The organism is Anaerobacterium chartisolvens, assembly GCF_003337415.1.
GTDB classification, from domain to species: Bacteria; Bacillota; Clostridia; order Acetivibrionales; family DSM-27016; genus Anaerobacterium; species Anaerobacterium chartisolvens.
Map to the genome: position 1 here is coordinate 254,119 of NZ_QPJT01000002.1, position 14,742 is coordinate 268,860.

The 14,742-nt window shown below is 42.5% G+C and carries 12 protein-coding genes; 10 read left to right on the forward strand and 2 right to left on the reverse strand.

The window, feature by feature from the left end; all coding sequences use genetic code 11:
- Positions 1-36: 36 nt before the first annotated feature.
- A complete protein-coding gene (locus DFR58_RS02730) occupies positions 37-597 on the reverse strand; it encodes a tyrosine-type recombinase/integrase (RefSeq protein ID WP_114296273.1) in 561 nt (186 codons plus the stop codon).
- Positions 598-886: 289 nt separating this feature from the next.
- Here DFR58_RS02730 and DFR58_RS02735 point away from each other — a divergent pair, with 289 nt between their 5' ends.
- The 6 genes from DFR58_RS02735 to DFR58_RS02760 all read left to right on the forward strand — a co-directional run bounded on the left by DFR58_RS02735 (position 887) and on the right by DFR58_RS02760 (position 8,087).
- Complete coding sequence (locus tag DFR58_RS02735; RefSeq protein WP_114296274.1) at positions 887-1,246, forward strand: response regulator; 360 nt, start codon at positions 887-889, stop codon at positions 1,244-1,246.
- A 36-nt stretch (positions 1,247-1,282) separates the two neighbouring features.
- Complete coding sequence (locus tag DFR58_RS02740) at positions 1,283-3,364, forward strand: chemotaxis protein CheA (RefSeq protein WP_114296275.1); 2,082 nt, start codon at positions 1,283-1,285, stop codon at positions 3,362-3,364.
- 257 nt (positions 3,365-3,621) lie between these two features.
- Positions 3,622-4,116, forward strand: coding sequence for a chemotaxis protein CheW (locus tag DFR58_RS02745; RefSeq protein ID WP_114296276.1), 495 nt, complete (start codon positions 3,622-3,624; stop codon positions 4,114-4,116).
- A 34-nt stretch (positions 4,117-4,150) separates the two neighbouring features.
- Positions 4,151-5,983 (forward strand): methyl-accepting chemotaxis protein, encoded by a 1,833-nt coding sequence (locus DFR58_RS02750; RefSeq protein ID WP_114296277.1) that lies wholly within the window; start codon positions 4,151-4,153, stop codon positions 5,981-5,983.
- 257 nt (positions 5,984-6,240) lie between these two features.
- Positions 6,241-7,065 carry a CheR family methyltransferase gene (locus tag DFR58_RS02755; RefSeq protein WP_114296334.1) on the forward strand — a complete coding sequence of 275 codons (825 nt, stop codon included), beginning with the start codon at positions 6,241-6,243 and terminating at the stop codon, positions 7,063-7,065.
- Positions 7,062-8,087 carry a protein-glutamate methylesterase/protein-glutamine glutaminase gene (locus DFR58_RS02760; RefSeq protein WP_114296278.1) on the forward strand — a complete coding sequence of 342 codons (1,026 nt, stop codon included), beginning with the start codon at positions 7,062-7,064 and terminating at the stop codon, positions 8,085-8,087. The genes DFR58_RS02755 and DFR58_RS02760 overlap by 4 nt, the downstream gene beginning before the upstream one ends.
- A gap of 78 nt (positions 8,088-8,165) precedes the next feature.
- On the opposite strand, the gene DFR58_RS02765 is transcribed toward DFR58_RS02760, so the two are convergent.
- Complete coding sequence (locus tag DFR58_RS02765; RefSeq protein WP_114296279.1) at positions 8,166-9,413, reverse strand: 6-phosphofructokinase; 1,248 nt, start codon at positions 9,411-9,413, stop codon at positions 8,166-8,168.
- A gap of 533 nt (positions 9,414-9,946) precedes the next feature.
- Between DFR58_RS02765 and DFR58_RS02770 the strand changes: the two genes are divergently transcribed.
- From DFR58_RS02770 to DFR58_RS02785, 4 genes are all read left to right on the forward strand, one after another.
- Entirely contained in the window at positions 9,947-10,810 is an 864-nt protein-coding gene (locus DFR58_RS02770; RefSeq protein ID WP_114296280.1) for an N-acetylneuraminate synthase family protein, read from the forward strand.
- 1 nt (position 10,811) lies between these two features.
- Positions 10,812-12,005 (forward strand): acylneuraminate cytidylyltransferase, encoded by a 1,194-nt coding sequence (locus tag DFR58_RS02775; protein ID WP_114296281.1) that lies wholly within the window; start codon positions 10,812-10,814, stop codon positions 12,003-12,005.
- Positions 12,006-12,291: 286 nt separating this feature from the next.
- Positions 12,292-13,008 (forward strand): hypothetical protein, encoded by a 717-nt coding sequence (locus DFR58_RS02780; RefSeq protein WP_242987363.1) that lies wholly within the window; start codon positions 12,292-12,294, stop codon positions 13,006-13,008.
- A 30-nt stretch (positions 13,009-13,038) separates the two neighbouring features.
- The gene (locus tag DFR58_RS02785) at positions 13,039-14,736 is read left to right on the forward strand and encodes a vWA domain-containing protein (RefSeq protein WP_114296282.1); all 1,698 of its coding nucleotides are present in this window, start codon (positions 13,039-13,041) and stop codon (positions 14,734-14,736) included.
- Positions 14,737-14,742 lie beyond the last annotated feature (6 nt).

The window sequence follows — 14,742 nt, forward strand, 5'->3', positions numbered from 1 at the left end:
AAAGTAAAAATTTTTTTGTAAAAATGGAAGCCCCCTTTAAAATTGTACAAGCGAGTACAGCTCATCCTTCTGATCCTGATTAACTCCTATGTATCTTAAGGTTATGCTGGGCGAGCTGTGGTTGAATGTGTCCATGATGAGGCCTATATTGTACCGGGAGGCTTTATATGTCCAGTATCCCCAGGTTTTACGAAGGCTATGGGTTCCAAAGTTTTCAATGCCTATTATTTCAGCGGCTTCCTTTAACACGCGGTATGCTTGTATCCTGCTTAAATATTTGCCCTTTTTGCTCCAGAAGAAATATTCTCCCAAGGTTAAACTTTCATTTTTTACATAGTCCTCGATAGCATTTCGCAGGGCTGCATTGAGCTTGATTTTTTTCTCCTTCCCGGTTTTCTTTTCTTTTAAAATCAAATAATCCCGGAATTTACCGTTTTCACAGTAGACATCCTTCACCCTGACAGGAAGGACGTCACTTATCCTGAGTCCTGTGTTAAGGCCGAATTTAAAGAGCAGGGCATATTTAGCCTCTCTTCCTGACAGATAATAATACATTTGTTTGATTTTTACCTTGCTTCTGATGGGTTCAACGGTCATCTGGTACCCCCCTAGTTATACATCTAATTAGGCATAATACATAAAAAACATTACATAAATATATTAACATAAATTTATACTTAATTATCATTATAGTCAATATATAAATAAATTAAAGCGTTTTATAAGTATATCTAATGTAACAAAATAGTAATATAGTTACATTATATAATAAAATGACAGAACAATATTTATTATCCGGCAGGGAGTTCAATAAATGCTTTTATTGACATGCTTGAAGTGAAATGAAAAGATGAAAAGAAAAATAGTAACGTGAGGACGGGCGCTTATGAAGAGGGTTTTGGTAGTTGATGATGCGGCCTTTATGAGAATGGCGATAAAGGAGATGCTGAATAAAAATGGATTTGAAGTGGTGGGAGAAGCGGAAAATGGATATACCGCTGTCAGAAGGTTTAAAGAGCTAAAGCCTGATGTTGTGACAATAGACATTACAATGCCTGAAATGACGGGCATTGAAGCATTAAAGCTAATAAAGGAGTTTGACCCCGGAGCAGTAGCCGTGATGGTCTCCGCTATGGGGCAGGAGTCAATGGTGAGGGAAGCAATAGCCGCCGGAGCCAAATCTTTTATTGTAAAGCCTTTTAAGGAAGAGCATATGATACAAATTCTTAACAAGGTATTGCTGTAAAAAATATAAATATGAACACTAAGGGGCTGATGTACAATGAAATATTCAAATGAGCCCATGCTTGATATGTTTATTTTTGAAACTACCCAGCTTATTGAACAGCTTGAGACAGCCATATTATCCAGTGAAAAATCGAACTGCTATACTCAGGCTGCAATAAATGAGATATTCAGAATTATGCATACCATTAAGGGCTGCTCTGCAATGATGCTGCTCGACGATATATCATCTCTGGCCCATGCCATAGAGGATCTTTTTTATTTCCTTCGAGAAGAAAAGCCTCAGAATGTGGATTGTTGCACGCTTTCAGACCTGGTTCTTGAGGGAGTGGATTTTGTAAAGGTTGAAATGGAAAAAATCAAAAACGGTGATGCCGCAGATGGGAAGGCTTATTCCCTGATTGATAATATTAAGGCTTTTTTAGCTGTATTGAAGCACAGTAACACCTCCGGGGCACCTGCAGATACTAAAGAGCATAACAGTGAAAAATGGCATAAGAATTGTGTGAGCAGGGAAGCAGCCCCGCCTTCTGCGGCAATAAACTTCTTTAAAGCGGTTATATTCTTTGAGGAAGGCTGTGAAATGGAGAATATCCGGGCTTTTGAGGTTGTTCATAATCTTAAGGGGATTGCGGATGAGGTATACCATATTCCCGAAAACATAACCGACAATAGCAAAAGCTCGGAGATCATACAAAGGGAAGGCTTTAAGCTGTACATAACAACACATTACCCGTATGAGCAGCTTTATGAGCTTTTAATGCGGACGGTGCTTCTAAAAAAGCTTGAGCTTACTGAGGCGGAAAGCAGGGATGATATACCGGCTCTATCTCAGGCAGCACATGAGATGTGCGCCAGAGTCTCTGAAGATGGGAGCCCAGGCAAAGGGGGAAACGGGCAAAGAGAAGCGGATTATGCAGAAGCTCAGCATGTTTCAATACACAACAGCATTATAAGCGTAAATGTAAATAAGCTGGACAGGCTGATGGATAGGATAGGAGAAATGGTCATTGCAGAGGCAATGGTGGTGCAAAACCCCGATCTTAAAGGTATGCAGATGGATAATTTTCAGAAGGCCGCGTGGCAGCTCAACAAGATAGTGGGTGAGATACAGGACATGGTAATGTCCATCCGAATGGTTCCTCTCGCCGATACCTTTAACAAAATGCATCGCATTGTGCGTGATATGTGTAGAAAGCTTGATAAGGAGGTAGAGCTTGAAATAACCGGCGAAGAAACCGAGGTTGACAAGAATATAATCGAGCACATCTCCGACCCTCTGATGCATCTTATAAGAAACTCGATTGATCATGGAATAGAACCTCCCGAAGAGAGAAAGGCTGCTGGAAAGCCTCATTCCGGCAGAATTGCTCTTGAGGCCAGAAATGCGGGAAGCGACGTGCTTATAATAGTAAAGGACGACGGAAGGGGCTTAAACCGGGAAAGGATACTCACAAAGGCAAGGGAAAATGACCTGCTGCTTAAGCCCGAAGATGACATGAGCGACAGAGAAATATTCAGCCTCATTTTTCTTGCGGGCTTTTCCACAAAGGACGGCGTTTCTGAGTACAGCGGGCGCGGTGTTGGACTGGATGTTGTAACAAAAAACATTGAGAAGGTGGGAGGCTCTGTTCAGGTGGACAGCGTAATGGGCAGAGGCACCTCTATTACTATGAAAATACCTCTGACGCTGGCAATTATAGATGGTATGAATATACAGGTAGGCAGCGCCCGCTATACTATACCCATAATATCTATAATGCAATCCTTCAGACCCGCAGAGAACGATATTATTACAGACCCCGACGGAAATGAAATGGTTATGCTTCGCGGATGCTGCTATCCTGTGCTTCGCCTGCATGAGCATTTTAATGTAAGGACAGAAATAACGGAATTCACAAAAGGGATATTTATTATGGTGGAGTCGGAGCATAAAGTGCTTTGCATATTCGCCGATGAGCTGCTGGGACAGCAGCAGGTGGTTATTAAGGCGCTTCCGGCGTATATACGCAGCTCGGGGAAAACGAGGGGGCTGGCGGGCTGCACTCTGCTGGGAGACGGAAGCATAAGCCTTATTGTAGATATTGCGGGACTGGCAGGCTTGTCTGAACCGGGATGATTAATATAACAGCTTACGCTATATAGTTTAGGCTTTTGCATATCGGATAACAGAGGATGTAAAATAATATCCTCCATAATAATTTCTACTCTAACTATAAAAGCATGTATACCTGTAGAAGGCGCTTGTGAGTTTAATTAGCTGAAATTATATCCCGGTCACGCATTCCGGGGAAATTATTATTCCGGATATTATTTTACATTCTTTATTAGATAGTTTATATCCTAATTTATATAAGCTACAAAGGAGATGAAAGCATGTCAAATACGGTTGAAAATGTTATGGAAATGGAGGAGGATACCCAGAAGGGCAGATTCTTGACCTTCTCACTGGATAGGGAAAGCTTTGGAATAGAAATCAAATATGTAACGGAGATCATAGGAATTCAGACTATAACTGAAATCCCGGAGCTTCCGGAGTATGTGAAAGGCATAATCAATTTAAGAGGCAAAATAATTCCTGTAATGGATGTCAGGCTTCGATTTAAAAAACAGTCAAGGGAATATAATGACAGAACCTGCGTGATTGTTGTGGATATCAACGATATATCCATAGGCCTTATTGTCGATAGTGTTTCTGAGGTTCTTGCAATTCCCGAACAGGATATTGTCGAGCCGCCTAAAATGAATAAGGGCCTTAGCAATAGGTATATAAAGATGATAGCCAAGGTTGGAAATGACGTCAAGCTGCTGCTGGATTGTGAAAAGCTGCTGACCGGGGATGAACTGGAGGATTTGGGGAAGGTATTGTAAGAACAAAATTTATAAGTAAAGGCGGAGACAGATGATGAAATGGTTTTATGATTTAAAAATTGCTGTTAAGCTATTGACGGGTTTTATCGCTGTGGCTTTATTGGCGGGTGCGGTAGGAGTCTTCGGCATAATAAGGCTGAAGGACATTGACCAAAGCTCTACAGCTATGTATGAACAAAATACAAAGCCTCTGGGGAATTTAGCCATAGCTGCTTCGGTATTTCAGAGGGTACGCTTGAATGTAAGAAACATTGTTATTGACACGGGCAATATTCGGCAGTATAGTGACAAAATCGAGGAATTCAATACACAGATATATAAGCAGCTTGAAGAGTATAAGCTCGGGATCTCCTCCTCTGAAGAAAGAGAGGATCTGGACACGCTTTTAGTGCTGCTGGAAGAATTAAAACCTCTAAGGGAAAGGGTTATCAGCCTTGCGTCGTCAGGACAGACAGAGAATGCAAAAAACTTTATGCTGACACAAACCGACCCTGTTTCCCAAAAAATTGATGAACAGATAAATAAGCTTTTAACCTATAACATTGAGATGGGCGACAGCATTTCAAAGAACAATACTTTGCAGGCAAACGCGGCGGTTGTAATAATGATAGTAATTGTAATAGCTGCCGTAATCATCTCCTTTGTGCTTGGACTATTTATATCGCGCATTATAAGCAAGCCGGTGAACCAAATGGTTTACGCCGCTGACAAGCTTGCGGTGGGGGATGTAAACGTAAATGTTGAGGCTGATTTTAAGGATGAAATAGGGAGCCTTGCAGAGTCCTTTGCAAGGATGATAGCAAGCATTCGCGAGCAGGCAATGACCGCTGAAAGAATAGCGTCGGGCGACCTTACCGCAGAGGTGAATGTGAGATCGGAAAACGACCTGCTTGGCAAGAAGCTGTCTGAAATGGTGGAAAAGAATAATGAAATTCTCTCCAATATTGCTTCCGCTTCAGAGCAGGTGGCAGCAGGCTCAAAGCAGGTTTCCGATTCAAGCATAGCGCTCTCTCAGGGAGCAACGGAGCAGGCCAGCTCAATAGAAGAGCTGACGGCCTCTCTCGAGGAGATATCCTCACAGACTAAATTAAATGCGCAAAATGCCAATCAGGCAAATGAACTGGCCGAAGCAGCTAAATCAAATGCCGCGCAGGGTAATACCCGGATGAATGAAATGCTTAAGGCTATGGAAGAAATCAATGACTCCTCGGCCAATATCTCAAAAATTATAAAGGTTATAGACGAAATAGCCTTCCAAACCAACATACTTGCGTTAAACGCCGCTGTTGAGGCGGCAAGAGCGGGACAGCACGGCAAGGGCTTCGCCGTGGTGGCGGAGGAGGTGCGAAACCTTGCGGCAAGGTCTGCTAACGCAGCAAAAGAGACTACGGACATGATTGAAAGCTCAATCAAAAAGGTGGAGGGCGGCACAAAAATCGCGAGGGATACCGCAGATGCATTAAACAAAATTGTGGGTGATGTGGCAAGGGTTTCTGAGCTTGTAAACGATATTGCAGTGGCATCTGGTGAGCAGGCAACGGGAATTGCACAGATAAATCAGGGAGTTATGCAGGTATCGCAGGTTGTCCAGACCAATTCTGCCACTTCGGAGGAAAGCGCCGCGGCAAGTGAAGAGCTGTCAAGCCAGGCTGAGCTGCTGAGAGAATCGGTTAGCAGATTTAAGCTTAAAAAGGTTGTTCATACATACGGCAAGTTTGAAGAAATTAACCCTGAGATCTTAAAGATGCTGGAAGACATGGCGGATAAGAAAAAAGCAGGGAAGGTCAAGAATGAGGAAGAGGAGGATGAGGAGTATTCTCTAAAACCCAAAATTGAATTGGGAGACAGGGGCTTTGGCAAATATTGATAAATTTAAATTTTAAATATATGGCAACAGCAGGTGGAGCAAATGCGTACAATGTATTATAAAAATCGTAGGGGCAGACCTGCGTGTCTGCCCTTAAATTGCCTGAAAACGCGGAACATACAGAAATTCAGGGCAGACACATAGGTCTGCCCCTACCTCAAATAATATATAAATATGTTGAAATGAAATTATGGAAAAATGATTATTATAATCAGCAGATTTTATTGCTAAATATATGGCAACAGCAGGTGGAGCAAATGCGTACAATTACTAAAACGGAATTTAAAAAGCTGGCGGGCTATATAAAGAAAAATTACGGCATAAATTTAAAGGAGGAAAAGCTGTCGCTTGTAACGGGCAGGCTTAATAACCTTCTGGCGCAGAAAAGCCTGAGCAGCTTTTCCGAATATTATGATTATGTTATATCGGATAAAACCGGTGGCGCCGCAACCGCCATGATCAATAAAATCACTACCAACCACACCTTTTTTATGAGAGAGGCCGATCATTTCCGTTACTTTAAGGAAAAGGTGCTTCCATGGCTGAAAAGCACCGTAAAAGACAGGGACTTAAGGATATGGAGCGCGGGGTGCTCCACAGGGGAAGAGCCCTATACCCTTGCAATGCTTACAGACGAATTCTTCGGAAATGAAAAAATGTGGTGGGATACAAGGATACTGGCAACAGATATATCTGAAAGGGTTCTCTGTGGGGCGGAAAAAGGCATTTACAGCAATGAGGATATGGAAGCCCTCCCATATTGCTGGAAAACCAACTATTTTAAAAAATTAGAAAGAGGACAATTTGTTATCACAGACAGAATAAAAAATGACGTTATATATAGAAGGCTTAACCTTATGGATGCGGCTTTTCCATTTAAAAAGAAGCTTCATGTTATATTCTGCCGGAACGTAATGATTTATTTTGACAGCCAGACAAGGCAGGAGCTGGTCAATAAGTTTTACGACCTGACTGAGTACGGGGGATATTTGTTTATAGGGCATTCGGAGTCTTTAATAAGAGAGCATACAAAATACAAATACGTTATGCCGGCTGTTTACAGAAAGGTGCATATGGCATGAATTTAAAGAAAAGAATAAGGGTTTTGGTTGTTGATGATTCCATAGTGTTCAGGGAGGTATTATCAAGGGGCATAGCCTCAGATCCCAATATAGAGGTTGTAGCTATGGCGTCTGATCCCTTTGACGCAAGGGACAAAATCATAAAATACCGACCCGACGTTATGACCTGCGATGTGGAAATGCCCAAAATGAACGGTATTGAGTTTATCAAAAGGCTTATGCCTCAGTACCCCCTTCCCGTAGTTGTAGTCAGTACTGTCAGTGAAGCTGTTTTTAGAGCAATGGCTGCCGGAGCGGTAGATTTTGTGAGCAAGCCCGACGCTAAGTCTGACAAGAGCTTAAATGCCTTTACCAGTGAGCTTGTGATTAAAATTAAAATAGCCTCAGCCGCAAATGTGGCAAACAGGGAGCCCGGCAATATCCGGAATTTGATTTCGGGAAATAGCCGTGATACAAGCATACAAATAATTGCGATAGGGGCCTCAACAGGTGGGACGGAGGCCATTTTCAGCATCCTTAAATGCTTTCCTGAAAGCGTGCCCGGTATTGTTATTGCGCAGCATATTCCCGCATCCTTTTCACGTATGTTTGCCGACAGGCTGGATAACTCGACCAGGCTGAAGGTAAGGGAGGCGCGGACGGGTGATTATGTTGAAAGGGGGCATGTTCTGATAGCCCCGGGGGACGAGCATATGAGAATAAAAAAGGCGGGAGACAAATACAGGGTTGAATGCTTTAAGGGGGACAAGGTAAACGGGCATTGTCCGTCGGTGGATGTGCTGTTTGAATCTGTTGCAAAGGAAGCGGGCTGCTGCTCTGTAGGAGTAATACTTACAGGAATGGGGTATGACGGGGCAAGAGGGCTTTTGTCCATGAAAAGGAAGGGTGCAAGGACTATAGGGCAGAATGCAGAGTCTTCAGTGGTATATGGAATGCCAAAGGTGGCATATGATATCGGAGGCGTTGAGAAGCAGGCCGCGCTGTGCGATATGCCTCGGGTAATATATTCCATGCTTGGATAAGCGTTGGGGGATGAGCCGGAATGTAAAAAGAGCAGACAGCAAAATTTGCTGCCCGCTCTTTTTAAAATATCTTCAGCTTTATTTGGTTGCAAGCACCTTTTTGAGCTTTGCAAACCTTGGAAGCCCATTTTCCAGAGGAGGATGGGATTCTCCCTGTATAAGGGGAAGCGCATAGTCAATAAAAGCCTGTGTAAGTCCGTTGCCTTCTGCGTTTATCCACTCTCTGGGGATCTTTTTCTCAGTGTTTGCAACCTCGGTAAGGTTTATCAGCTTTATATTGCACTTGTATTCAGTGCCTTCGGCTCTCTCAAAGGCGACCATATAGTCGGTCTTTCCTTCTGCTGCATATTTTACAGCCATTTGACCCGCCATGTAGGATTCGTTAACATCGGTCAGTGAACCCCAGTGAGTAGCGCATCTCTGGAGGAGGCTGAACTCTATTCCGCGGACCTTTGCACCGGTCTTTTCCTTTGCTATGTTTGCAAGGGTTGCGGCGAGGCCGCCCATCTGGGCATGTCCGAACGCGTCCTTTGTCTTTGCGGTGTCGGAGCCGTACTCGGAAATATATGTGCCGTCCTTGTCCTTGATGCCTTCGGAAACGGCAACAATGACCTTCCCGTTTTTCTTGTATATTTCAGAGGTCTCTTCAATAAACTTGTTCATATCAAAGGGAATTTCAGGAAGATATATCAAATCGGGGCCGTTTCCCTTATATGCTGCCAGAGCGGTAGCTGCTGTGAGCCATCCGGCATTTCTTCCCATTACCTCAAGAATTGTAATCATTCCTGTGTCATATACTCTTGCGTCGTGGTATACCTCCATGGTGGAAGTTGCCACATACTTTGCCGCGCTTGCAAAGCCGGGGCAGTGATCGGTGCCCCAGAGATCGTTGTCTATTGTCTTGGGCACTCCCATAACTCTGCACTCATAGCCTGAATTCTGCATATATTTGCTTATCTTGTTGCAGGTGTCCATTGAGTCATTTCCTCCGTTATAGAAGAAATACCTGATGTCATATTTTTTGAACACCTCAAGCATCCTCTTATAGTCGGTATCGTCATCCTCGGCCTTTTTAAGCTTGTAGCGCACGGAGCCCAATGCGGAGGAGGGAGTTGTTTTTAACAAATCCAGCTCGTAGGAATCCTCCTCGCTCATATCATAGAACTGCTCGGTTAAAATGCCCTTAATACCGTGAGCCGCGCCGTAAACCTTGGTAATACAGCCCTGCTTTAATGCTTCCTGAATAACACCCGCCGCACTTGCGTTTATAACAGACGTAGGCCCTCCTGACTGGCCGAAAATTGCAGCACCTTTCAACTCTGACATTTTTGAAAACCTCCTTAGATTAATTAAGAATTTAAAATAAAGAACTGCAAACAATTATTATTTACAATTCAGCTTTACAATACACGAGCCTTACTGGCGGTTACCTTAAAGCACAGCAAAACTCATTTAAAAATATATCATAACAGAAAACAAAAAGCAATTGCACATAGACAAAAATTTAACATTTGAATAAAATGTAGATAAGTGAGCTTTTAGCCTGTGAAATAAAGAAGTGCGCAATATTTTCCGATAAAAATAAATATAGCAGGACGCAATAAAGCTTTTACAAGCATAGAGGATATAATTGCTTGCAGAAATTTTTAACTACAACGAAAAGACGCCTTGCGGGGAAATGTCTCACGGGTATGTCATCAGGCGCTTTTCTTAGATGTATTCCTTACGGGTCAAAAAAATTTCTTCCATCAAATTATATCCTCCATGTAAAATCTTTATTGTTAAATATGAAGCTGATTTTAATATACTGATGTGCGTGGACAGGCTTTGTGGGCCGGACTGCCGGGGAAGGAAGGAATATGCCGAAAGTTATAGCTGAAATAGGGTGCAATCACAGGGGAGATATGGAAACGGCGAAAGAAATGATAAGGATGGCCGCTGTTTTTTGCAAGGCAAATGTTGTAAAATTTCAAAAAAGGAATAACAGAGAGCTGCTGACTCCCGAGCAGTATAACGCCCCGCATCCCAATTCCGAAAATTCATACGGAAGGACATACGGCGAGCACCGGGAGCATTTGGAGTTTTCTGTGGAACAGCACAGAGAGCTTAAGGCATATTGCGGTGAATTCAATATTGAGTATGTAAGCTCGGTATGGGATATGACGTCTGCAATGGAAATTGCTTCGCTTAGTCCCTGCATGATAAAAATTCCTTCCGCCGTTAACAATAATTTTACAATGCTCAAATGGCTGTGTGAAAATTATGAGGGCGAAATGCATGTCTCAACCGGCATGACGTCAAGGGCTGAAATTGACGGTATTGTTGATTTTTTTGCGGACAGGGGAAGAGGTGGGGATGTAGTGCTTTACAGTTGTACATCGGGGTATCCCGTTCCTTTTGAGGATGTATGCCTTCTTGAGATTTCGAGACTTAAGGAAAGATACCGGGGTGTTGTAAAGGCCATAGGCTTTTCCGGGCATCATCTTGGCATAGCTGTGGATATTGCGGCGTTTACACTGGGAGCGGAATGGATAGAAAGGCATTTCACATTAGACAGAACGTGGAAGGGGACAGACCACGCGGCATCGCTTGAGCCTGACGGCTTAAGAAGGCTTGTCAGAGACTTGGGTGCTGCCGGTAAGGCGCTTAGCTATAAGCAAAAGGATTTTCTCGACATAGAGCTAAGGCAAAGAGAAAAGCTTAAGTACAGGGAGTGCAGATAATATGGAGAGCAAGCATAAAACTATAGCCTTTATACCGTTAAGAGGGGGAAGCAGATCCATACCTTTTAAAAATATAAAGGAGATGAACGGCAGGCCGCTTGTATATTGGGTGCTGGATGCTGCTGCAGGCTGCGGGCTTATTGATGAAGTCTATGTATCCACCGACAGCGGCATTATAAAAAATAAAATTGATGAGTATAAGGAGATTTACAGAAATAATTTGGATGAAGGGAAGCTTTTGTGTATAGAAAGAAGCGCCGGGTCGGCGTCGGATACCGCTTCTACTGAGATGGCCATGCTGGAATTTGCGGCACATTATGATTTTCAAAATATAGTATTGATTCAAGCTACAAGCCCAATGCTTACCAAAGGGGATTTGACGGGTGCCTTGAATATTTATAGAGAAGGAGGCTTTGACAGCCTTTTATCTGTTGTAAGGCAAAAAAGATTTATATGGGGGCAGGAGGAAGGCGGACGGGCGTTCCCTATGAACTACGACCCTCTAAAAAGACCGATGAGGCAGCAATTTGAAGGCTATCTGGTGGAGAACGGGGCCTTTTATATAACGTCAAGAGAGCTGCTTCTTTCCACTGAATGCAGAATATCGGGGAATATCGGGCACTATGAAATGGAGGATGAAAGCTATTTTGAAATTGATGAGCCATCCGACTGGATTATAGCGGAGCAGCTTTTAAAAAAGAGAAGCAGAAGCAGTGATTTAGCTGAAAGAATAAAAAAAATAAAGCTTCTGGCAATGGACTGTGACGGGGTTCTGACTGACGGGGGCATGTACTATACCAAAGCGGGAGATGAGTTAAAGAAGTTCAACGCAAAGGACGGGATGGGGATAGGCCTTCTGCACAAAAGGGGTATAATAACCGCTGTGATAACAGGCGAAAACACTGCTATTGTGACAAGCAGGGCCAAAAAGCTTGGAATTGAAAATGTATTCTTAGGATGCGGAGATAAGCTGACGGCAATGAAACAGCTCCTTAAGGAGCGCGGGCTTACCCTTGACGAGGCTGCATTTATCGGGGATGACATAAATGACACTGAGCTTCTGAGAAATGTGGGAGTCAGCTTTTCAGTCAGCGACGCTATGGAATGCGTTAAAAGCAGAGTGGATTATGTGACCGTTGCCAAGGGTGGGCACGGGGCTGTGAGAGAGGCGGCGGAGCTTATATTGGGTGTGTGAGGCGGGGACAATACATGAAAAGGCTTCGTCGTAGGGAACGCCCACCGTGGCGTTCCGCTCCCGTGGGTTACTTTTACCTTGTTTTGAAGATTTAGTAATATCGACAATAAAATATGTTTGTGATAGAATAGATTGGAAACTAAATTAAGGCTTCAAACCATAAAACTTGAAAATTCCGGGTTGCATAAGAACCTGATGTAAAACACTGTATAGAGGTTATATGGGTTCTGTAGGCATCTGTGAAAAAGGAGAGCGGAAGAGTGTGACCACAAAAAAAATCATTAAAATGGCAGGATTAAATATAGCAATAGCAACCATAAATGTAATGCTTTTCTCTCCCGGTCTTTTGAATATCCATATAGTGGGGGCAAACGCATTTGCTACGGCCTTTGGCGGTACAGCCATATTGATGAGCATAGTGCTGTTCATTTATGGAAACTATAAATTGCTTACAGCAAAAGAAATGGTAATTCAAACGAGTGAAATCAAAACTACCGAGGATTATCTGAATGCATTAAAGCAACATTATGATAAAAAAGTCTTTGAAGGGGACATTACTGCCATTCTGGAACAGATTGAAAGACTCCAAAAAAAAGGAGAGCTTATAAAAGATATTCTTTTGCAGAAATTCAACTACACTGAAATGAGCTATAAAAAGTTTGAAGGAGCAATATCAGCGGTAGAAAATGTATTTTATATTAATCTTAAAAGCATATTAAACAAACTTAATGCATTTGATGAGGACGATTATGACAGGATAAGGCGAAAGGGTGCAGAGAAAGCCTTTACTACGGAATTTATACAGACCAAAATGAATATATACAAGGAGTACATATTGTTTGTAAAAAGCTCCATTGAGGATAACGAGCAGATTATACTTAAGCTGGATAAGCTTTTGCTGGAAGTGTCCAAATTTAACAGTCTGGAGGATGGAGAGATAGAAAACATGAGTGCGATAAAAGAAATCGACGAATTAACAACGCAAACAAAATATTATAAGTAGACAAATAGCGGTGAAAGGAAGGGCGATAAAATGGCGGGAAAAAATAGTGCGCTGAGGGTGCTTTTGGTTTTTGGCGGAATAGCTGTGGTGGTTTTCGGAATAATATATGCCGGAATTTCCATGACAAGCAATATAGGGAAAAGCAGTAAGGAGGTTACGGCGGAAAACGCGGGGAAAGCGTTGAGTGAGCTTTATAAAGATATAACGGTAAATACAGTTACACCTAGAAAAGAGCAGATCAATCTGGAGCCGCCGGATGTAAAGGAATCTTTACCGGATATATCCAAATTCCCCCCTCAGGTGGACAGTACAACAAGTGACTTTATAGAAATATTTTCTTCTACCGAAAAGACAGGAGAGGGCAAGGACGGATGGCTTAATGATGTAGCATCCGACTTTAATAAATCCGGTGTAAAGGTTAATGGCAAAAATGTTTCTGTAAGAATCAGAGGGATAGCTTCCGGTATGGCAACCGATTATATTGTTTCAGGTAAACATATCCCTGATGCGTTCACCCCGTCAAACGAGCTGTGGGGAGAAATGATTAAGTCTGGCGGAATAAAGCTGTCACTGGTTGAAAAGCAGCTTGCGGGAAATGTGGCAGGAATTCTTATATCCAAGCAAAAGCATGAAGAGCTTGTTAAAAAATATGGATCAATCAATATAAAGACTGTGACGGAGGCAGTGGCAAGCAACGAAATGGCTATGGGATATACTAATCCGTTTGCAAGTTCAACAGGATTGAATTTCCTGCTGTCTGCGCTGTATACATTTGATAATAAGGATTTATTGGGAGATAAAGCAGTCAGCGGTTTTGAAAAGTTTCAGACCAATATACCGTTTGTAGCATATACCACACTGCAGATGAGGGATTCGGCCAAATCCGGAGTCCTTGACGGATTCATCATGGAATATCAGACATATGCTAACTCACCTGACCTTAAATCGGATTATATTTTCAGTCCGTTTGGTGTAAGGCACGATAGCCCGGTGTATGCAATAGGAGATTTATCAGATGAAAAGAAAGAAATATTAAACAAATTTATTGAATTTTGCAAGTCGAAAAAGGCTCAAAAGCTTGCTTCAGAGTACGGATTTAACAATTTGAATGAGTACAGGACTGAAATGGAGGATATAAAAGGTGATGTAATCACCCGAGCGCAAAAGCTATGGAAGGATAAGAAAAATGTAAACAAGGAGATAGTCTCGGTTTTTGTAGCGGATACTTCGGGAAGTATGGAGGGCGAGCCTCTGAATGAGCTGAAAAAGTCACTGATAAGTGGTTCGCAGTACATTGGAAAGGAAAATTCAGTGGGGCTTGTTTCATTTTCTGACGATGTTAATATAAACTTGCCCATAGGAAAGTTTGACGTGAATCATAGATCCTTATTTGCGGGGGCTGTAACTGATTTGCAGGCAAATGGAAATACAGCAATGTTCGATGCGGTTATAGTAGCGGCTAAAATGCTTATGGAAGAAAAAGACAAAAACCCTGACGCCAAGCTAATGCTTTTTGTATTGACAGACGGGGAAACCAACTGCGGACACTCCTTGAATGACATACAGGGCATAATAAAAACATTTAAAATTCCTATATACACTATAGGCTATAATGCCAATATAAACGCCTTGCAAAATCTTTCAAGCATTAACGAAGCGGCTAGCATTAACGCTGATTCGGAGGATGTTGTTTATAAGCTGGGGAGCTTGTTTAACGCTCAGATGTAAGTTTAT

Coding starts and splice junctions, on each gene's coding strand:
- DFR58_RS02730 (WP_114296273.1), bottom strand. CDS start 597: ATGACCGTTGAACCCATCAGAAGCAAGGTAAAAATCAAACAAATGTAT.
- DFR58_RS02735 (WP_114296274.1), top strand. CDS start 887: ATGAAGAGGGTTTTGGTAGTTGATGATGCGGCCTTTATGAGAATGGCG.
- DFR58_RS02740 (WP_114296275.1), top strand. CDS start 1,283: ATGAAATATTCAAATGAGCCCATGCTTGATATGTTTATTTTTGAAACT.
- DFR58_RS02745 (WP_114296276.1), top strand. CDS start 3,622: ATGTCAAATACGGTTGAAAATGTTATGGAAATGGAGGAGGATACCCAG.
- DFR58_RS02750 (WP_114296277.1), top strand. CDS start 4,151: ATGAAATGGTTTTATGATTTAAAAATTGCTGTTAAGCTATTGACGGGT.
- DFR58_RS02755 (WP_114296334.1), top strand. CDS start 6,241: ATGCGTACAATTACTAAAACGGAATTTAAAAAGCTGGCGGGCTATATA.
- DFR58_RS02760 (WP_114296278.1), top strand. CDS start 7,062: ATGAATTTAAAGAAAAGAATAAGGGTTTTGGTTGTTGATGATTCCATA.
- DFR58_RS02765 (WP_114296279.1), bottom strand. CDS start 9,413: ATGTCAGAGTTGAAAGGTGCTGCAATTTTCGGCCAGTCAGGAGGGCCT.
- DFR58_RS02770 (WP_114296280.1), top strand. CDS start 9,947: ATGCCGAAAGTTATAGCTGAAATAGGGTGCAATCACAGGGGAGATATG.
- DFR58_RS02775 (WP_114296281.1), top strand. CDS start 10,812: ATGGAGAGCAAGCATAAAACTATAGCCTTTATACCGTTAAGAGGGGGA.
- DFR58_RS02780 (WP_242987363.1), top strand. CDS start 12,292: ATGGCAGGATTAAATATAGCAATAGCAACCATAAATGTAATGCTTTTC.
- DFR58_RS02785 (WP_114296282.1), top strand. CDS start 13,039: ATGGCGGGAAAAAATAGTGCGCTGAGGGTGCTTTTGGTTTTTGGCGGA.